This window comes from Gilliamella sp. Gris3-2, from assembly GCF_001690345.1.
GTDB classification, from domain to species: domain Bacteria; phylum Pseudomonadota; class Gammaproteobacteria; order Enterobacterales; family Orbaceae; genus Gilliamella; species Gilliamella bombi.
This window is the reverse complement of the sequence record NZ_LZHB01000061.1, coordinates 24861-46310: the sequence shown is the minus strand read 5'-3', so window position 1 is coordinate 46310 and position 21450 is coordinate 24861. Positions and strand designations below refer to the sequence as shown.

Sequence of the window (21450 nt, the reverse complement as noted above, 5' to 3'; positions counted from 1 at the left end):
CCTGAAAGTTTTTTACAAGTATTATTAATTTTATAATAATGCTTGTAAAATAAAAACCAAATTATTCACTAGTTAGATTTTCAAAGAGTTTATAATGTCAAATCTTGTCACCAATAATAAATTAGAATTGCTTAGTCCCGCTAAAAATATTGAGATTGCACAACAGGCTATTTTACATGGCGCAGATGCCGTATACATTGGCGGGCCAAATTTTGGTGCTAGGCATAATGCTGGTAATTCGGTTAGTGATATTGCCCAGTTAGTTGAATTTGCTCATCATTATTATGCAAAAGTATTTGTAACCTTAAATACCATTCTTCACGATAATGAACTTGAACCAGCAAGACAACTTATATGGCAATTTTATGACGCAGGTGTTGATGCATTAATTGTGCAAGATATGGGCATTTTGAGAATGGATATTCCTCCTATTGATTTACATGCTAGCACTCAAATGGATATAAGGACACCTGAAAAAGCCAAATTTTTATCTGATGTTGGTTTTTCACAAATAGTATTAGCTCGTGAGCTTAATTTAACTGAGATAGCTAAAATTCATGAGCAAATTGATGCAAAAATAGAATTTTTTATACATGGTGCGCTTTGTGTGGCATTTTCAGGACAGTGTTATATCTCACATGCACAGACAGGGCGTAGTGCAAATCGAGGAGATTGCTCCCAAGCTTGTCGACTTCCTTTTACCTTAAAAGATGATCAAGGGCGCATTGTTGCTTATGAAAAACATTTATTATCAATGAAAGATAATAACCAATCAGATAATTTGAACGAATTAATTCAAGCAGGTGTACGCTCCTTTAAAATAGAAGGACGTTATAAAGATCTAAGTTATGTTAAAAACATTACAGCTTTTTATCGTCAAAAATTAGATACTATTTTGTCAAATTCGTCTAATTTACAATCAGCGTCAAGTGGTCGAACTGAGCACTTTTTTATACCAGATCCTCACCAAACATTTCATCGAGGAAGTACAGATTATTTTGTACATGGAAGAAAATCCAATATAGGTGCATTCGATTCACCTAAATTCATTGGTTTGCAAATTGGTGAGATAACTCAAATTACACCTAAAACTATCGATATTAAATCTGAGAAAATATTAACTAATGGAGATGGCTTAAATGTACTAATAAAACGAGAGATCTTTGGGTTTAGAGCTGATAAGGTGGAGAAACTTTCGGCTAATCAATATCGAATTTATCCAAATGAAATTCCTAAGCCGCTTTTTTCAGTTAAATTACCTTATATAGTGAATCGAAATCTTGATCATGTGTGGCAACAAAATTTATTGAAAGCATCAAGTAATCGCAGAATTGGTGTGTCATTTAAACTATATAATATTGAAAAAGGTATAGAGCTAATTGCAAAAAGCGAAGAGGGCGTTTGTGTCAAGGTAGAACTTAATGGGGAATTCGAACTTGCGGAACAACCAGATAAATCATTAAAAAATATTAGAGATAATTTATCTAAATTAGGAAAAACTATATATTATCTTACTGATTTTGATTTAAATTTATCAAAAATTTATTTTATTCCAAGTAGTCAACTAAATCAGCTTCGAAGGAATGCCACTAATGAATTGACGGCTAAAAGATTAACAAGTTATTGTCGCCAAAAACGTAAACCAGAACAAAACCCAGTTCCGTTTTATCCTGAAAATCATTTGAGCTTTTTGGCAAATGTTTATAATCATAAAGCAAGAGAATTTTATACACAACATGGAGTTGAATTAATTGAAAGTGCTTATGAAGCACATGAAGTTAAAGAAGAAGCGCCCTTAATGATAACCAAACATTGTTTACGGTTTGCGTTTAATTTATGTCCAAAACAAGCAAAAGGAATTCAAGGTGTTAAAACTAAAGTTACGCCAATGAAGTTAATTCAAAATAATGAAGAATTATTGCTAAAGTTCAATTGTAAAGCTTGCGAAATGCAAGTATGGGGTAAAATAAAAAAACACATTTTAAAAAAGCCACTTCCTGGAAGTGAGATTATGTTTATGGCAAAAAAATAAGGTATTTAAAAATGGTGGTTTAAGTTCATAATACCAAATATTATTTAACATAATATACATTATGCGAACCACGATAAACGTACGTGAATTCTGTGGATGTAAGCCATAAAATCATGCGTCAATTTAAATTAAGCTACCAAACCCACTAACCCTATAATTAATCTACAAATTAATAATACATAAACAATAAAATCAATAAAATCAACATGTTAAAATAATGTATATTATGTTAAATAATATTTTTTAACGAATAAATATAAATATTAATTAATGAGCAATTGTTGTTTTATTATAAAATATGCTACTCTAATAAATTAATAAATTTTAATTATTTCCTTTCGTTAATATGCAAAATATTTTTAAGACATTACGTTCAAAAAGTTATTCCGTTCCATGTGAATTATGTAGTATGGGATCTTTCTGCATTCCCATGTTGCTTAAAATTAAACAGTATATTAGAAAGAAAAATATCTTATGTTAAAAATGAAATCCTAGCAAAATCTAATACGCCCTTTACTAAATTTTATATTATTCATTCGGGTGCATTAAAAACTTTTGTTACAACTTCTGATAATCATCAACGAGTTAATGGCTTTTATTTACCAGGAGATATTGTTGGTTTAGATTCAATTGCAACTCAAGTGTATAATAATAATATTCAAGCTCTTAGTAATACATTGGTTTGTGAGCTTTATTATGATGAGCTGATGTCGTTAGTTGATACCCAAAAAAATATTAGAGACCTTGTGTTTAATTTGTTAAGCTCTGATATTTATAATTACCAAAAATTAGTATTATGCTATTCTCAAAAAAAGGCTGATGAACGAGTAGCAACTTTTATTTATTCACTTTATCAGCGTTATGAAAAGAAAGGTCATTCTTCATTGAATATTAAGCTCATGATGAGCCGAGCCGATATCGCTAATTATTTAGGTTTAACAATTGAAACAGTTAGCAGAAATTTATCAAAGTTGCAAGAACAAAATATTTTATTAGCTAGAGGAAAATATTTATTTATCAAAAATTTAAACGGTTTAATAGATTTAGGTAATTAGATTTATTTATGTTAAAATAATCAGAATAAATTTTGTAAGGTCTTAATATATGGCAAGTTTAAAGAACACGCTTATTGTAGTTGCTATGTCCCTAACCTCTTTTTCTTCGTTTGCTGCTCAACAATTAACGGAGCAACAAGCTAAAGGTTTACAGTCATTTAAAAGTATAACTATCCGCGGAGCTTTTTATACTGATAGTGATTATATCATGGCAATGTCGAGAGCTGCGGATAAAGAAGGAGCTGCTTCCTTTTATATAACCACAACTAATATCAGTCCTTCTAATGATACTTTAAGGATTGTTTATGCGAAATTATATAAAGCCGATGCTCCTAAAGCAGAAGAACAAGCTGAAAGCCTTCGCAAGTTTGAAGGTATTTATGAATATCCAAAATCTAAAGCCATACGTTTAGAGCCTTTCAACATTGTGCGTATTCGTGGTTATTTTCCCAGTGAATATGATATTAACCAAGCAATTGCTAGAGAAGCATCAGCAAAAGGTGCTTATGCTTATTATATTGATTCACGTAGTGAATTAGGTAGTAATATACAAGTTGCTGCTTATTTGTTTAAGAAAGATGCACCTGAACGTAAACTTCAACCTGAGGATGCAATTCCATATGACTCTGAAGCTGGTCAACAAGCTCTTGCACAAGGTGGTGATGCGGCTATGCAGGTAGAAAAACCTGGCTATTATTCTCCTTCAGCTTTTAATGAAAAATTTTATGCCGATAAATTTAATAATAAAGTAAAAGTCATTAATCAAGCCACACAAAAAGCAACAACTTCTGCAACAACTAATGCTTCTGCATCTCAAGTTACGACGATAACAACTGAGCCACAACGCATTATACGTTACACTGTCACTCTACCCGATGGACGAAAGATCCAAGAATTGAATGATGCAACTGCAGCAAAAATGGTTGCGTTTGATACAATTAAATTCAGAGGTTACTATGTAACTGATCAGGAAATTTCTTATCAAGCGGGTAAACGAGCTATTGATGCTGGGGCCAAGTATTATCATATTGCTAGAATTGCCCATGATTCAAATGGTCCAAATATAACTGTTTTTGTAGATCTGTATCGATAGTTTATATAGACAATCGGGCGCATAAGCGCCCTATTTTTTTGTATGAAGCTATAGTTGTGATTTAACTACATCAATTTGCTGCTTGATGCGTTTTGCTGAAATTGGATATGATGTACCAAGCTGTTGCGCAAATAAATTTACTCTTAATTCTTCAATCATCCAACGGATATCTGTCACTTTAGTGTCCGATCGTTGATTGTTTGGTAAACTATTAATCCAATTATCATACTGATTCTGAACATCTTCTATAATACTCATTGATTGTCTATCTCTTGCTATATTTTGAAATAATTTTTCAATTCTTTTTTCAATTGCCAATAAATATCGAGAGATATCATTCAATCTTCTATAACTTGATTGAGCAACAAATCCTTTATAAACTAATCTATTAAGTTGCTGTTTGATATCTGACAAGGCAAATGCTAAAGATAAATCAACGCGCCCTTTTAACTTTTTATTAATGCTAAAATGCAAAGTTAGTATTGATTCGACTTGCTTAGCAATATCAACAACTATTTCATTAATATGAGTTTTAGTATAATTAAGTAATTGCTGATAATCATCAGTTGAATGTATTGCTTTATTATTTGTTTCAATTAAATAATCAATACCACAAGCGATACAATCATCAATAAGCATTAACACGTTACCAAACGAATTAAAATATAAACTTAATTTCGATTTATTGGGTAATTTTTCATGTAAATACTTGATTGGAGAGGGAATATTAAGCATTAATAAGCGTCTTAAACCTAATTTAGTTAATCTTTGTTGTTCTGATTGATTATCAACTAACTTTATACTTACGGAATTTTGATTATCAATAATTGCTGGATAAGCCTTAACAGTATAGTTTTTTTGTTTTTCTTCATAAACATCAGGAAGTTTTCCAAATGTCCAATCTGTCAAATTATTTTGCTCAATTGAGTTATCTTTTTTATTAATAGTAATAGATGATAAAGCTTGTTGAAGTTGAGTTTTGAGTTGCTGTTTTAGCATATCAAGATCTTTACTTGAAGCAATTTCCTTATTATTACTATCAATAATACTAAAATTCATTTTTAAATGTTCAGGGACTTGCTCTAATTGCCAATTTTCTGATGTAATTTTCACACCAGTCATTTTATGAAATTCATTTTCTAAGCATTCAAGAAGCGGTTTTTCTGTAGTATCTACCCTATCTAAAAACGCATCTGCATAATTTGGTGCAGGGACAAGGTTTCGTCGTAAAGATTTAGGCAATGATTTGATTAATGCAATTATTAAATCTTTTCTAAAACCTAGCACTTGCCAATCGAATCCCTTGTTTTTAATTTGGTTTAAGATATCAAGTGGAATTTTTATAGTGACGCCGTCACGGTTATGACCAATATCAAAGTGATAACTAAGTGCTAGCTTAAAATGATCTTGATACCAGAAATCAGGAAAATCATTTAAGTTAATTAATTGTGCTGATTGCCTGATCAGCATCTCTTTTTGTACATTAAGATAATCAGGATCAGATTTTTGTTTCTGCATCCACCATTTATCAAAATGTCTAGATGAAATAACGGATTTATCTATGCGTTTATCATAGAAATCAAATAATTCATCATCATCAATTAAAATATCCTGACGACGTGATTTATGTTCTAAATCTTCAACTTCATTAATCAATTTTTGATTTTGCTTGTAAAATTTATGACTTGTGAACCAATCACCTTCAACTAATGCATGTCGAATAAACAGAGTGCGACTTAAAATAGGATCAATTTTACTGTAATTTACTATTCTATTAGTAACAATTGGTAACCCAAATAAGGTTACTTTTTCGTTTGCTATTGTTGTGCCCTGCTTTTTAGACCACCTAGGTTCGTTATAGTCATATTTCACTAAATGTTTAGCTATAGGTTCAATCCATTCAGCTTCAATTTTTGCTGCTGTTCTTCCCCATAATCTATTTGTTTCAACAAGTTCACTAGCAATACACCATTTGGGTTGGTTTTTGAAAAGTGCTGAATTAGGAAAAATTGCAAATTTTATATTACGTGCACCTATATACTCACGCTTTTCAAGCTCTTTCATTCCAATATGAGATAGTAAACCGCTTAGTAACGAGATATGTAATGAATTATAATCAGCTTCTTTACTATTAATCGGAAACGCTAATTGCTTAATTGTTTGTCTAATTTGCGTATAGACATCTTGCCATTCACGGATTCGAAGATAATTTAAAAACTCTTTTTGGCATAATCGTCTAAATTGATTCCCTGATAATACGTTCTGTTGTTCTTTAATGTAGTTCCATAAATTAATTAAAGAAATAAAATCTGACTCCTTATCAACAAAACGACGATGTTTCTCATCCGAAGCTTGCTGTTTATCAAAAGGTCTTTCTCTTGGATCTTGAATCGATAAAGCAGCAGTAATTATCATTATTTCTTTAATGCACCCTAGGCGCCTTGCTTCAACCAGCATCCTAGCTAATCTTGGATCAATTGGTAATTGTGCTAAAATTTTACCTATTTCAGTTAAATGATATCTATTCTGTATGGTATGAATTGCCCCAAGTTCCTCTAATAAGCGAAGTCCATCACGAATGTATTTTGAATTAGGTTTTTCAACAAAAGGAAAAGCGGCAATATCTCCTAAGCCTAATGATGTCATTTGTAATATTACTGAAGCCAAATTGGTCCGCAATATTTCGGGTTCGGTAAATTTGGGGCGAGATAAAAAATCTTGTTCATCATATAAACGTATGCAGATACCATTAGATGTTCGTCCACAACGTCCTTTACGCTGATTGGCAGAGGCTTGTGATATTGGTTCAATAGGTAAACGTTGAACTTTAGTTCGGTAACTATAACGACTAATTCTGGCTAATCCCGAATCGATCACATATTTAATGCCTGGAACAGTTAATGATGTTTCTGCCACATTAGTAGCAAGGACAATTCGACGTTTAGTATGTGATTGAAAAATTCGATTTTGTTCTGATGCTGATAACCTTGCATATAATGGCAAAATATCCGTATGACGAAGTTCTAACTTATTAAGTGTATCGGCAAGATCTCGAATTTCTCGTTCTCCTGTTAAAAAGATTAATATATCCCCAAGACTTTCAGTTGATAATTCATCAATGGCATCTATAATCGGTTGAAAATCACAACTTTTATCATTATTATCATCTTCTTTCAGGATTGGGGGACGATATCTAACCTCGACTGGATAGGTACGACCCGATACTTCAATAATTGGAGCCTCATTGAAGTGTTTAGAAAAACGTTCCACATCAATAGTCGCTGATGTTATTATGACTTTTAAGTCTGGACGTTTAGATAATAACTGCTTAAGATAGCCTAAAATAAAATCAATATTCAAACTGCGTTCATGTGCTTCGTCAATAATAATAGTATCATATTGTAGTAAGAATTTATCTTTCTGAATTTCAGCAAGCAATATTCCGTCAGTCATTAATTTAATCAGAGTTGTGTCATTGACATGATCAGAAAATCTGACTTTAAAACCAACTAACTGCCCTATCTCTGTTTTTAGCTCTTCAGCGATACGATTAGCTACTGAACGTGCTGCTAATCGTCTTGGTTGGGTATGACCAATATAGCCTTTGACACCTAAGCCTAATTCTAAACAGATTTTGGGAATCTGTGTTGTTTTTCCCGAGCCAGTTTCACCAGCAATTATAACTACTTGATTATGTTTAATAGCATCATAAATTTCTTGTTTTTTTTCAATTACAGGCAAATTTTGGGGAAAATCAATTTTCTTCGGAAACGATTCTATTCTGTTTTGATAATGTAAGTTAGCTTCTTGTATGGTGGAGTCTATATCAGTTATAGTTTGACTTTTCTTAGCTAATTTTATTATTTTATGCTTATTTAAGAAAGTCATTGAATCAAGATTTTTTAATTGCTGTTGAGATAGCATAGCGTTTCAGATATTTCAATTATAGTTACATTAATACACGATTATAACAAATTTAACCTATTATTAGGAGTTCAAATGAAAAAAACGTTTTTGTTAACTGCTCTATTTATGGCTTTACTGGCTTTATCAGGATGTAATGACTCAAGTACTTTACAAGAGACCGACCTCATGCACCACCGTTTTGTACTCACTAAAGTAAATGGTCAAGATATTCCGTTAGATGATCAAGCAGAGCTTATATTTGGGGAAAATATGACAATTACAGGTAAAATGTGTAACCATTTTTCTGGTAAAGTTACTTTAGACAACGGTAGCATAAAAGGTAGTGGAATTGTGATGACTAAAATGCTTTGTAATGATGATCAATTAAATCAATTAGATTATATTATTGAGAACTTAATTACTGAAGGTACAAAAATCAATTTAAAAAATAATCAACTAACCTTGAAAAATAACAATAATGAACTAATTTATCAACTTAAAGACTTAATGTAAGCCAAATGTTTAGTTGCTATAATTTAGTATGTTATTATAAATAACAAAATATATTAAAGATAAAATACTTTATTTAAAATACTGTTAAGAATATAATAAGAAGAATTTTAAAGGGTTTAACTTATTGATGAAATTATTATATTCTTCAAAGATTTTATGTGATTTTGGTAGCCATATTGAGCTACAAATACCTTTTTTAACCAATAAAACTACCAATGCTTTGCCATTGGTTTTTTTTGCAAAAAGTTGGTTTATCGAATTTTTTAAATTGAATTAAAACATTAACCTTAACATTAAATAAATTACTAAGTAGATACTATTATGAAAAAGACAAAAATTGTTTGTACGATCGGACCAAAATCTGAATCAAAAGAAATGTTAGCAAAATTATTAAATGCAGGCATGAATGTTATGCGTTTAAATTTTTCGCATGGTGATTACGAAGAACATGGCAACCGTATCAAAAATTTACGTGAAGTAATGCAAGAAACTGGTTTAAAAGCAGCTATTATGCTAGACACCAAAGGCCCTGAAATTCGCACTATTAAATTAGAAGGCGGTAATGATGTATCCCTAGTTGCAGGTCAAACATTCACGTTTACTACAGACAAAAATGTTATCGGAAACAAAGACCGTGTAGCCGTAACTTACGATGGTTTTGCGCATGACCTTAAACCAGGTAATCGTGTTTTAGTTGATGATGGCTTAATTGCTATGGACGTTAAAGAAATTAAAGGTAATGAGGTTATTTGTACTGTTTTAAATAACGGTGAACTCGGTGAAAATAAAGGTATTAATTTACCTGGAGTTTCAATTAAATTGCCAGCACTAGCAGAAAAAGATAAAAATGACCTGATTTTTGGTTGTGAACAAGGTGTTGACTTTATTGCTGCATCATTCATTCGGAAACGTTCTGATGTAGATGATATTCGTACTCACTTAAAAGCTCATGGTGGTGAAAACATTAAAATTATATCTAAAATTGAAAACCAAGAAGGTTTAGATAATTTTGATGAAATTCTTGATGCTTCTGACGGTATTATGGTTGCACGTGGTGATTTAGGGGTTGAGATCGCTGTTGAAGAAGTTATTTTTGCTCAAAAAATGATGATCAAAAAATGTAATAAAGCATCTAAACCAGTCATAACAGCAACACAAATGCTTGATTCAATGATTAAAAACCCACGTCCAACTCGTGCGGAAGCTGGTGATGTAGCTAATGCAATTATTGATGGTACAGATGCAGTTATGCTTTCGGGTGAAAGTGCTAAAGGTAAATATCCGCTCGAAACTGTGAATGTTATGGCAACTATCTGTAACCGAACTGATAACACAATTCCAGCATCGTTAGAATTGACATCAAAAGAAGAAAAGTTGAGTATAACTTCAGCTGTTTGCTGTGGTGCTGTAGAAATTGCTGAGCGTTTAAATGCTCCATTAATTGTTGTAGCAACTCGTAGCGGTAAATCAGCTAGGGAAGTTCGTCATTATTTTCCTAGAGCTCGTATTTTAGCATTATCTTCAAGTCAAAAGACAGTTAATCAGTTAGCCGTGACAAAAGGTGTAGAGCCTATTTTAATTGATTCAATTAACTCAACTGACGATTTTTATCGTTTAGGTAAAGAGATGGCTGTGAAAGTATGCGGTTTACAACAAGGTGATATCATTGTGATGGTATCTGGTGCTTTAGTACCAAGTGGAACTACTAACACAACATCTGTTCACCGTATTTAAAACGACATACTTATTATTTGTCCTGAAATAAAAAAGTTAGCTACATGCTAGCTTTTTTTTTTACATAAGATATCCTGTATAAAATACTATTAATAGAATTTGAAAGATTAAAATGATTGAAGAAAAAGTATATTTACCTAAGGAACTAAGTTGGTTATCTTTCAATCAGCGAGTTTTACAAGAAGCTGCTGATAAAAGTAATCCACTTATAGAGAGGATACATTTTTTAGGTATATACTCAAGTAATCTTGATGAATTTTATAAAGTACAGTTTGCCAACTTAAAAAAATATGTACTTATTGAACAAGAACAAGCCAACTCATCTTCTAACTCTAAAAACTTATTACGCCAAGTAAACCAAAAAGTTATTCAACTAGAATTACAGTTTGACCAGCTTTATAATGAACTATTATTAGAAATGGCGAGAAATCAAATCTTTTTGATTAACGAAAGACAACTTTCTTCTTATCAAGAAGGTTGGATAAAAAACTATTATAAACAAAATCTTAGACAATATATTACCCCTATTTTACTCGATAGTCATACCGAACTTATTCAATTTTTAAAAGATGATCATGCCTATTTGGCTGTAGAAATTATTTGTGAAGATAAAACCAATTATGCGTTACTTGAGTTACCGACGGATAATATTTCTCGTTTTGTTTTATTACCGTCAGAAGTTTCAACTAAAAATAAATCGATCATTTTTTTGGATAACATATTACGTTACTGTTTACCCGATATTTTTAAAGTGTTTTTTGATGCCAAAGAATTAAATGCCTATTCTATTAATATTAATAGAGATGCTGAATACGAATTAAACACAGAATTAGACAGTTTGCTTGAACTTATGTCACAAGGTTTAAAACAACGTTTGACTGCTCAGCCAGTTCGTTTTACTTATCAAAAAGATATGCCAAAAGCATTATTTGAGTTATTGATTAATAAATTGTTATTAACTGAACAAGACGCAATGCCAAGTGGACGCTATCCTAATTTTAAAGATCTTGTGAAATTTCCTGATTTTGGTCAAAAAAAGCTATTAAATAAAAAAATTCCAAGCCTAAGCTATAATCGATTTAAACAATTTCGTAATTCGTTTGATGCGATTAAAGATCGAGATGTATTGCTTTATTATCCCTATTACTCTTTTGGACATGTATTAGAGATTATGCGCCAAGCTTCGTTTGATCCATCTGTTACGCAGATTCGCATGAATATCTACAGAGTTGCAAAAGATTCCCGCTTTATTCATGCGGCCATTAATGCTGCCAATAATGGTAAAAAGGTCACTGTAGTTGTTGAATTGCAAGCAAGGTTTGATGAAGAGGCAAATATAAAATGGGCAAAACGATTAATTAGTAGTGGAATTAAAGTTATCTATTCACAACCAAAACTAAAGATCCACGCTAAATTATTTTTGATTGATCGTAAAGAGAATAACGAAATTGTTCGTTACGCCCATATTGGTTCAGGTAATTTTAATGAAAGGACTGCAAGAATTTATACCGATTTTTCGTTATTAACTGCAGATCCTGTAATTACAGATGAAGTTAAAAATGTATTTAATTTCATTGAAAACCCATTTAAACCAGTTTCATTCCATCATTTACTTGTGTCTCCACAAAATACCCGATTGAGATTTTATGAATTTATCCAACAAGAAATAAATAATGCTAAAGCAGGTAAAGTAGCTGGTATCTATTTAAAACTCAATGCAATAACCGATAAAGATATGATAGACCAATTATACCGTGCATCTTGTGCAGGTGTAAAAATTAGAATTGTAGTAAGAGGAACTTGTGTCTTGATACCCAAAATTCCTAATTTAAGCGAAAATATTACTGTCACAAGTATTGTTGATCAGTTTTTAGAACATGCTCGTGTGTATATTTTTGAAAATGATGGGAAAAAAGATACTTATATTTCTTCTGCTGATTGGATGCCTCGTAACCTAGATAATCGTATTGAAGTAGGTGTAAAAATCTTCGATCCAATAATAAAATCAACTATCCATAATATTTTTAATATTCAATGCAATGATAATGTAAAGGCTCGTATTATTGATAAAGATGCAACTAATAATTATGTACAAAGAGGTAATAAGAAAAAAATTAGAGCACAATATGCCATTTATGATTATTTGAATCAGTTAGAAACGGTTGAATAAGGGATTTAAAGTGAATAAATTCAATGAATATGCGGTAGTTGATCTTGGTTCAAATAGTTTTCACATGGTTATTGCTCGTATTATAGATGGTGCTATACAGATCATTTATAAAAATAAAAAAAATATTCATCTTGCCACAGGGCTTAATGCTAATAACCATCTAAGTGAATCAAGCATTATGCGAGGTCTGGAATGTCTTACACTATTTTCCGAAAGATTAATTGGCTTTCCTCCCGAAAATGTTCGTGTTGTGGCAACTCATACATTACGGGTTGCAAAAAATAGATATAAATTTTTAATGGCTGCGGCTAAAGTATTTCCATTTCCTATAGAAATCATATCGGGACAAGAAGAAGCACGTCTTATTTATTTAGGTACTATGACATCAGAACCAACATCGTCAAATGATACTAAATTTGTAATAGATATCGGTGGAGGATCTACAGAAATTGCAATAGGTAGAGGAAATGATCTAAAACCGTTGATTGTTGCTAGTCGCCCTATGGGATGCATAACTTATGCTAAACAGTTTTTTCATGAAAAAAAAATTAACGCTATTTCATTCGAACAAGCAAAGCTTGCCGCCGAACAACAAATTGAAAGCTTGATTAATATTATAAAAAAACAAAATATTACTGTTGCATTTGGTACATCAGGAACCATCAAGTCTATTTATCGTATCTTATTAGATATTGGGGTTTGTGATGGAATTATTACCCAAAAAAGGCTCGATGATTTAATTAGTTATGTTTTAGAATTCAACTCTTTTCAAGATATTGACTACCCTTCACTTTCTAGTGAAAGAAAAAGTGTATTTGTCAGCGGGCTAGCTATATTTAGTGGGGTTTTTAACGCATTTGGGTTAAATACTTTACAATTTAGCCCATGCGCATTACGTGAAGGGGTGCTTTATGAGTTGGTTGGAGGTCTTAATTTCCGAGATATTAGACAAAATACCGCGCAAACTCTTTCTGAACATTACAATATAGACCAACGCCATGCTACGCAAGTCGTTAAAACTGCAAAATATTTATTTTCTCAATGGCAACAACAAGCACCAACATCTATTCCGGCAAGCCTTGAATCTATTTTATATTGGGCTGCTTTGTTACATGAGGTAGGGTTAAAAATTAACTTTTCTTCAGTTCATAAACATTCAAGCTATATTTTACAAAATAGTAATTTACCCGGATTTAACGAAGAACAGCAATTACTTTTGTCTACTCTTGTACGTTACCATAGAAAGACTATCAATATAGATACACTACCCTATTTTAGTTTGTTCGAATACAAACATATAATACCGCTAATGCAAATCCTAAGATTATCTATACTCATCAATAATCAGCGAAACACAGAAATTAATTTACAAGCATTTCGTTTAAAATTAATAAAAAATAAACTAACTAAAGTGACTATAGAAATTAATCGGGAATTTGTTGAAAATAATAAATTGATATTATTTGATTTAGAACAAGAAAAAAAATATTGGAAAGAAATTGAGGATTGGAAACTATCGATTGTAGTCTGTTAATTATAAAAGCCCCTGTAAATCAATTTATATGTAGAAAAAAACGTGTTGTTTACACTTCATAGTAAACTAAACCCACCCTAAATTTTGTATATTTGTAAGTTTGTAACTATTGTGAATACCTCAAACTTAGTACAAGATTCAAGTATAAAATATGGTAATACTGTGTGAGGTTGATAATAGTAGACACAACGACTTAATTACACAATGTGACAGCTAATGGCAATTGAGATTAATTTAGTGGCTTGTAGCTCTCTTGCCCATGTTTTTCGTTGCATTGTGGGCACTACAGCTTTTTTATGATTTCTTCCTGAGGCTGCGATTTTAGATTTAACTCGGCAAGCATTTGTTACTATAGAGAATTTTCTACTTTCTTGCTGTACTATTTTAAGGGATAGTTACAGTTACGGCTTTTGTTTTTCGTTGAAATAATTTCCTAATACCTCAAATTGATTTTTAATTTATTTGCTTTATAATTGGCAAATCTTAAACAACCATAATAAATAAAGGAAATAAAATGAAGAAGACATTAATTGCACTAACAACTTTTGCTTGTTTTTCAAATTTTGCTTATGCTGAAACAAATGAACTTTACCTAGGAGGTCAATTAGGAGCTTCTATAATAAAAGTGAAAAATATTAAGGATACCTTACATTATAATCACGGCACTGTTATCAACGATGGTATTTTTGACTCAATGCATAAAACTAAATTAGCAGGTGCTTTAAATTTAGGTTACAACTTTTCTAATTATGATATTCCTGCACGTGTAGAATTATCTCTTACCTTACGTGGCAATACAGATAAAAAAGAAAATAGATACACTGATTATGAAGAATATCGTCTTCATACTACTCAAAAAGTCAAAGCCCGCATGAATACATTAATGTTAAATGGTTATTATGATATTGATATTGACTCACCAATTACTCCATTTATTGGTGCGGGATTTGGTGTTGCCTTCACTAAACTAGAAAATAGCCATAAGGAAAAATATAACGTTTCTGTTGATGGTGTTGATTATGAACGTTCATTATCAAAAACAAAAACAAAGTTTGCATGGAATGTTGCTGCTGGCGTAGCTTATAAGTTGAATAATAATATGGTTGTTGATTTCACTGCTCGTTATGTGGATGCAGGTAAAGTAAACATCAAAAAACATAATGAATACTATCGAACTAATGCTAGTGCTGAGCTAAGTTCAATTGATTTATTAGCTGGTGTTCGCTATAGCTTCTAATTAATAAACTAAAAAAACAATGGCTCTTTTTAGTTTAGTTACCAATATTATCGCTACATTTCTTGCTACTGTTAATATGTAGAAAAAAACTGGGTTATTTACACTTCATGGTTAAGTAACCACTCCAAAACCCCATAAGGCGTTTTTTCTAAAATCACCTTATGGGGGTTAACAAAATTATAATAATTAATCAATTAAGACTTAGTCTTCACCTTTTGAATCACTATATACTTGTTGATTATGCCGTATTTTAATCCAAAGTTGGTATTACTCTTTTTACTTTTCCATTCATTTGTAAGCAGCAAGTTTAGTTGATTTTTGAAATACGGTGGTTATTATTACTGTAAACAACCCGAGTAATTCCAGCATGGCTTGCCAAAGAAACGTGTAATTGATAATAAAAGCTCTCATCTAAAATTAAATGAGAGCATTTATATTTAGCTTTTAATTAAGCAACACCTGGAATGGTGAAGTCCATAATAAGCAATAAGGTTGGTAAAATGAAGATAGATAAAACTGTTGATGCAAAGAAAATGCTTGATGCTTGTTCTTGCTCAACATTCCAATTGTAAGCCAAAATAACCGCTGTTGATGCCGTTGGCATTGCCAATAAGAAAACTAATTCTTCTGCTTCCATACCTGTTATGCCAAATAGATATACGGAAATAAGTGCAACAATTGGTGTAATAAAACTTTTCAACACAACATTAATCATTAATGGTTTAGATAATTTCAATTTAACACCATGAATACCAACACCGACCGCAATAAGTGAAATGAAGTTACAGGCATTTGACATAATATCAAAAGTGTTAAACACAAAATGTGGTAGCCATTTAGTTCCATCGGTAACGCTCACAATTAACCCTAAAATAACGGCTAAAAACATTGGCTTCATAAGTGAATTTTTTACTGCACTAAAGATCATACCACCGGTGACTTTACCACCAGACAATTTAGTATCACAAAGTTCTAATAAAAATATTGTCATTGGAATCAATGATAATGCAACAACAAAATTAGCAATCGCAACGGAAATAGTTGATGCGGCTCCTAACATTAACGTCAAGAAAGGAACACCCATCCCCCCCATGTTTGGAAAACAGCATAGCATTGCATTCATAGCTGTTGACTTTAACTCTTTATGCAAAATGTATTTATTGGTTAAAAAACAAATTATCCATAAAAATGACATAGTACAGAAAAATGCAATCATCCAAATCCCATTGAATATTTGCGATGGCTTAGCATGAGACGTATGCACAAAAAGTAAAGCAGGAAAGACAAAGTTTGATACCAGTCCTGATAATAATTTTTTAGAATCCTTCGAAAAGATCCCTTGCTGCACACATAACCAACCAAGAAAAATTAACAAAAAAACCGGAAGACAAGAACTAACAACTTGCCCAACTGCTGACCAGATCAGATTCATTTTTTAAAACTCCTAAAATAATATTACTAAAAATACAAATTCGGTAAATGGTCGGTAACTTCAGATTAGATATTATATTTATAGACCTAGCTAAAATAAGTGGGTAACAAAATCGAATATATTTATTACATGTAAAACAATATTCTTCGTTGTTGAAACTTGATATTATTAAATGCGATTTCGCACTCATTATGTTTAATTAAAGACATTCTTTAATGAAAACCTTTGTTATATTCAAATGTAAAATATAGTAACTTAGGTATTATTATACTTATTCTTTTCGATCTTGTGTAAATCAAGATCTACTAACTGTCTTAAAAACTCAAAAAAACATTAAAACTTTGCTCTAAACTTGTTAATAATAGAGTTTTATTTCTTTAAAAAACAATCAATAAGAAAATATAAAACATGAGTGTTAAATTATAGTAAAAATTAATATTGCACTAAAATTTCTTAAATGCTGTTTTTTTATAACGTGTTATTCATTATAAAAAAACATACCTATTATAGATAATAATTTGATTTACTTTATTTATATAGAATTACTGCCACAAAGCCTTATTATTGATATTCATATAATGACAATAAATCTTGAAAACAATATATAGTAAAGATTGTTTCTGAATAATCAATTAATAACTAGCATAATGTAAATCATTTCTGTGTTATTGTAAAATCAGTAATACATTTGACTATTTTTTGTCTAAAGATTTTTTACATATCAAATAATAACTGTTATGTTTTAACTAACTGATCATTGATAATTTTTTAGTTCGCTAACTAAAAAATCGATTAAACATCGAGTTCGGAGCGGTAATAATTTACGGCTTGGATAAACGGCATAAATATTCAAATCCTCGACTTTATAATTCAACAAAACACGAACTAAACGGCCTATTTTAATATCTTTACCAATAATAAAATCAGGTTGCAACGAAATACCACCTCCTTGTAACATAATTTGGCGGCAAGTATCGCCATTATTACAATAGATATTCGCTTTTAAATTCACCGAGTAATGGGCATTGTCTTTATAAAAATGCCATTGCTCTTTTTTAGCCCACTGACTATACATCACAATTTTATGATTCAACAAATCATCAGGATCATTCGGCATGCCATATTTAGCAATATAATCAGGCGACGCGGCGGCTATGATTTGCGTAGTTGCCAACTTACGGCTAATCAGCGACGAACTTTCTAGCCGACCAATTCGAACAGCAAGATCGTAGCCCTCCTCAAGCAGATCAACCACACGATCTGACAACGTAATATCTAGCTCAATTTTAGGGTATTTATTGATAAATTTTTGCCATAAAGGCGCCAAATGCAAAATACCAAAACTAACAGGCACATTAACCCGAAGAATACCTTGTGGACTTGCATGATCTAAAGTGAGGCTATTTTCTGCTTCTGTAGTAGCATTAATAATGGCTTTAGCTTGCAAATAAAAAATTTGCCCCTCATGGGTAATGACCATTTTGCGAGTTGTACGTTGTAACAACCGAACTTGCAAGCGATTTTCTAATGCTTGAATATAACGTGACACTGCCTGCTTAGACATATTTAACTTAACTGACGCATCAACAAAACTATTACAATCAACTACCGCCACAAAAACCATCATTTCTAGTAATTTATTAGATCTATCCATCTACCTTTCACCAACACCAAACAATTGTCCCACTTATTTTGACAATAAATCACATAATAGCTTATTTATCTACAAAATAATAACCATTATCATAAACAAATGGTGCTAACCAATCACAATAATTAACTTACAGGAAAAATAAAATGAAACAATATCAAACAGATCTAGCTTCACTCATGTTACGAATTGCCTTGGGTGTCATGTTCTTGGCGCACGGTTTTACTAAACTACTCGTCTTTACTCCCTCAGGTACTGCGCAATATTTTCAATCACTTGGCTTTCCTTGGTTTATTGGTTATTTAGCCATTATGTTTGAAATTGGCGGCGGTTTGTTATTGCTTTTAGGTATTTTAACCCGCATTGTTAGTTTATTGGCAGTGATTCAAATGATTGTTATTACATTTATTCACTCAGTGAATGGTTGGTCATTTAGTAACGCAGGTGGCGGTTGGGAATATCCTGCCTTTATGGCGCTAACAGCACTCAGTTTAGCATTGCTAGGAAGTGGTCGCTTTAGTGTATTAGCTAAATATTTGGCGTATTAGAGGGGGAGATATTAGTTGTTTTTTTGACAAAACAGTTGAATAAAAACCTCAATAAAATAAATACTTTTTCTGTCTGATCTTTACTTAGGGTTGAGTGGGTTAGAAGAGTAAAAGGCTCGGTTTGTGATCGAGCCAATTTAGATTGTTTATAATTATGTTATCGCTTTTTTGGCATCCATTATCCATAATCATTTAATTACAATGCTATAATTTATAAAATAGCCAGTTTGGTTTGAACAAACATTTCACAACTTACAACCGATGCAAAATTGGTTAAGGCAGACATAAAGTTGTTATGTACCACTTGGGATGGAATCGTTTTACCATCAAATTCGAGATCACAAGTTGTACAAGCATCGTGGATTAATATCGGTTGATAACCTAGTTCGGATGCGTGACGTGTTGTTGAGTCAACACACATATGGCTCATCATTCCACAAATAACCATCTGCTGGATCTGTTCTTGTTGTAATTTTTTTTGTAGCTCAGTTTGATAAAAACTATTAGGGAATGTTTTTTTGACAAGATACTCATGCAAGTTACCAAGCGGTAACAAACTTGGATGAATTTCAGCGCCTAAACTTCCGTTAGCAAAAAAATCCGCATGAGGATCAGACTTTATATGCTGAATATAAAAGATCGGTAATTGTTGTGCTCTAAAGTGTTTTTGTAGTTTTAAGGTATTTTGTAAAGTTAATTCTGTATTGTTTAAAGTAAATTTACCCGTTGGGAAATAGTCATTTTGTACGTCGATAATTATTAACCCTTGTTTCATTATTTTGTCCTTAAATTATGTTTGAGTTGATAATTATGCGATAATTACGCTATCTGTTACATAATGAATTGAAAGTATTATTACTTACCTACTTTCAAAATGAAAAAGATAAACAAGTATGGATAAAAAAGATCGCGCTATTTTAGATGAACTTAAAAAAAATAGTCGTCAATCATGGAAAGAAATTGGCGAAAAAGTATATTTGTCAGGACAGGCTGTTGGACAGCGAGTTCAAGAATTGTATGATAATCATATTATTGAAAAATTTACTATTAAAGAAAAAACAAATCAGCTTCAGTTTATAACGATTTATATGAATTCAAATCAATTCACCTCGTTCGAAAACATGGTCATGTCGTTTAAAGAAATCATCGAATTTTATAAAATCACAGGCGATGGGTGTTATTTTATAAAAAGTGAATTTACAGACCAAAACTTACCACATTTTTTAGACAAACTTGAGCTCTATTGCCGTTATAAAGTTAGTCATCAGTCAAAAGTGATTAAATAACGCTATTTTAAAAATTTACACCTAAACTTGTTGACTATTTTTTGTATAAAGATTTTTTACATAAAAAACAAAAAAAAGTTGCGAGCAAATAAATTCTGTTATATTTTGTTCAGTAGCTTTAATTATCAACTCAGTTAAAGGTTTTTTATTTTTATGAATTGTTTTTGCGTTTTTATTACTAATGCTATTAGTACACATCATCATCACCATCATTCCTGAATAGTCTTCGGGCGATTGGTGCTGGAAGACTTTGGTCTTCCGGTGATATCGCAAAAGCAAGCAGAAACCCTCGGAAGATCAAACTTCCGAGGGTTTTTTGTTTGTAGTTTATAAATTTTTAGATAACTTTGGAGAAAGATATGTTGGATAATTCGCGTTTACGCATTGCTATGCAAAAGTCAGGTCGATTAAGTGACGAATCAAAAAAGTTACTTGCCCAATGTGGTATTAAAATTAATCTTCAAGAACAGCGTTTGATCGCTTTTGCTGAAAATATGCCCATTGATATCTTGCGTGTTCGTGACGACGATATTCCCGGACTGGTTATTGATGGCGTTGTCGATATTGGAATTGTCGGCGAAAATGTTTTAGAGGAGGAAGCATTAGATAGGCAGGCCGAAGGCGAAGATCCACAATTTAAAAAATTGCGCAGTTTAGATTTTGGTGGCTGTCGGTTGTCGATCGCAGCACCTCGTGATTTTGAGTATACAGGACCAGAATGTTTAAATGATTTGCGTATTGCCACCACTTACCCTCACCTGCTCCGCCGTTATCTTGCTCAATATAATGTTAACTTTAAAACATGTTTGCTTAATGGTTCGGTCGAAGTTGCCCCTCGGGCTGGACTTGCCGATGTAATTTGCGATTTGGTTTCGAGTGGTGCAACGCTTGAGGCCAATGGACTAAAAGAGATCGAAGTTATCTATAAATCAAAAGCCTGCTTAATTCAACGTCAAGGTGAAATGTCGCCAATAAAACAGGCGTTAATCGATAAAATCATGACACGCATTCAAGGCGTTATTCAAGCTCGTGAATCCAAATATATTATGCTCCACGCCCCTACTGAGGTGTTAGATGATATTGTTGCGCTATTACCGGGTGCCGAAAATCCAACCATTTTACCTTTAACAGGCGAGCAAAATCGTGTTGCGCTACATATGGTGAGTAGTGAATCTCTTTTTTGGGAAACCATGGAAAAATTAAAAACATTAGGCGCAAGTTCAATTCTTGTATTACCAATTGAAAAAATGATGGAGTAA

At 31.9% G+C, this 21450-nt stretch carries 15 protein-coding genes and 1 other annotated feature; of the genes, 11 read left to right on the top strand and 4 right to left on the bottom strand.

Annotation, left to right across the window (positions count from 1 at the left end; genetic code table 11):
- Positions 1-94 precede the first annotated feature (94 nt).
- From A9G32_RS08205 to A9G32_RS08195, 3 genes are all read left to right on the top strand, one after another.
- Positions 95-2032, top strand: coding sequence for a peptidase U32 family protein (locus tag A9G32_RS08205; RefSeq protein ID WP_065590955.1), 1938 nt, complete (start codon positions 95-97; stop codon positions 2030-2032).
- Between the two features lie 395 nt (positions 2033-2427).
- Positions 2428-3087: a helix-turn-helix domain-containing protein gene (locus tag A9G32_RS08200; protein WP_065590956.1), complete on the top strand. Its 660-nt coding sequence runs from the start codon at positions 2428-2430 to the stop codon at positions 3085-3087.
- 49 nt (positions 3088-3136) lie between these two features.
- Positions 3137-4180 carry a YdgH/BhsA/McbA-like domain containing protein gene (locus A9G32_RS08195; protein ID WP_065590957.1) on the top strand — a complete coding sequence of 348 codons (1044 nt, stop codon included), beginning with the start codon at positions 3137-3139 and terminating at the stop codon, positions 4178-4180.
- A 48-nt stretch (positions 4181-4228) separates the two neighbouring features.
- Here the strand turns inward: A9G32_RS08195 and hrpA are convergent, their stop codons facing one another.
- Complete coding sequence (gene hrpA / locus A9G32_RS08190; RefSeq protein WP_141672790.1) at positions 4229-8068, bottom strand: ATP-dependent RNA helicase HrpA; 3840 nt, start codon at positions 8066-8068, stop codon at positions 4229-4231.
- Between the two features lie 111 nt (positions 8069-8179).
- Here hrpA and A9G32_RS08185 point away from each other — a divergent pair, with 111 nt between their 5' ends.
- The 5 genes from A9G32_RS08185 (at position 8180) to A9G32_RS08165 (ending at position 15274) form a co-directional block, all read left to right on the top strand.
- The gene (locus tag A9G32_RS08185) at positions 8180-8599 is read left to right on the top strand and encodes an META domain-containing protein (RefSeq protein WP_065590958.1); all 420 of its coding nucleotides are present in this window, start codon (positions 8180-8182) and stop codon (positions 8597-8599) included.
- Positions 8600-8920: 321 nt separating this feature from the next.
- A complete protein-coding gene (gene pykF, locus A9G32_RS08180; RefSeq protein ID WP_065590959.1) occupies positions 8921-10333 on the top strand; it encodes a pyruvate kinase PykF in 1413 nt (470 codons plus the stop codon).
- 112 nt (positions 10334-10445) lie between these two features.
- Entirely contained in the window at positions 10446-12503 is a 2058-nt protein-coding gene (ppk1, locus tag A9G32_RS08175; RefSeq protein ID WP_065590960.1) for a polyphosphate kinase 1, read from the top strand.
- Between the two features lie 10 nt (positions 12504-12513).
- Positions 12514-14037 carry a Ppx/GppA phosphatase family protein gene (locus A9G32_RS08170; RefSeq protein ID WP_202983904.1) on the top strand — a complete coding sequence of 508 codons (1524 nt, stop codon included), beginning with the start codon at positions 12514-12516 and terminating at the stop codon, positions 14035-14037.
- A gap of 514 nt (positions 14038-14551) precedes the next feature.
- Positions 14552-15274, top strand: a complete 723-nt coding sequence (locus A9G32_RS08165) for an outer membrane protein (protein ID WP_065590962.1) — start codon at positions 14552-14554, stop codon at positions 15272-15274.
- Positions 15275-15722: 448 nt separating this feature from the next.
- On the opposite strand, the gene A9G32_RS08160 is transcribed toward A9G32_RS08165, so the two are convergent.
- Both A9G32_RS08160 and A9G32_RS08155 read right to left on the bottom strand, forming a co-directional pair.
- A complete protein-coding gene (locus tag A9G32_RS08160) occupies positions 15723-16706 on the bottom strand; it encodes an AEC family transporter (RefSeq protein ID WP_065590963.1) in 984 nt (327 codons plus the stop codon).
- Between the two features lie 754 nt (positions 16707-17460).
- The gene (locus A9G32_RS08155; RefSeq protein WP_065560092.1) at positions 17461-18360 is read right to left on the bottom strand and encodes a LysR family transcriptional regulator; all 900 of its coding nucleotides are present in this window, start codon (positions 18358-18360) and stop codon (positions 17461-17463) included.
- Between the two features lie 143 nt (positions 18361-18503).
- On the opposite strand from A9G32_RS08155, the gene A9G32_RS08150 reads away from it, so the two are divergent.
- On the top strand, positions 18504-18905 hold the full coding sequence (locus A9G32_RS08150) for a DoxX family protein (protein WP_034913068.1): 402 nt from the start codon (positions 18504-18506) through the stop codon (positions 18903-18905).
- A 211-nt stretch (positions 18906-19116) separates the two neighbouring features.
- On the opposite strand, the gene A9G32_RS08145 is transcribed toward A9G32_RS08150, so the two are convergent.
- Entirely contained in the window at positions 19117-19680 is a 564-nt protein-coding gene (locus A9G32_RS08145; protein ID WP_034913065.1) for a cysteine hydrolase family protein, read from the bottom strand.
- 118 nt (positions 19681-19798) lie between these two features.
- Here A9G32_RS08145 and A9G32_RS08140 point away from each other — a divergent pair, with 118 nt between their 5' ends.
- Together A9G32_RS08140 and hisG are read left to right on the top strand one after the other, a co-directional pair.
- Complete coding sequence (locus A9G32_RS08140) at positions 19799-20191, top strand: AsnC family transcriptional regulator (RefSeq protein ID WP_065590964.1); 393 nt, start codon at positions 19799-19801, stop codon at positions 20189-20191.
- 197 nt (positions 20192-20388) lie between these two features.
- Positions 20389-20512: a sequence feature (His leader region), on the top strand.
- Positions 20513-20550: 38 nt separating this feature from the next.
- Complete coding sequence (hisG, locus tag A9G32_RS08135) at positions 20551-21450, top strand: ATP phosphoribosyltransferase (RefSeq protein ID WP_065590966.1); 900 nt, start codon at positions 20551-20553, stop codon at positions 21448-21450.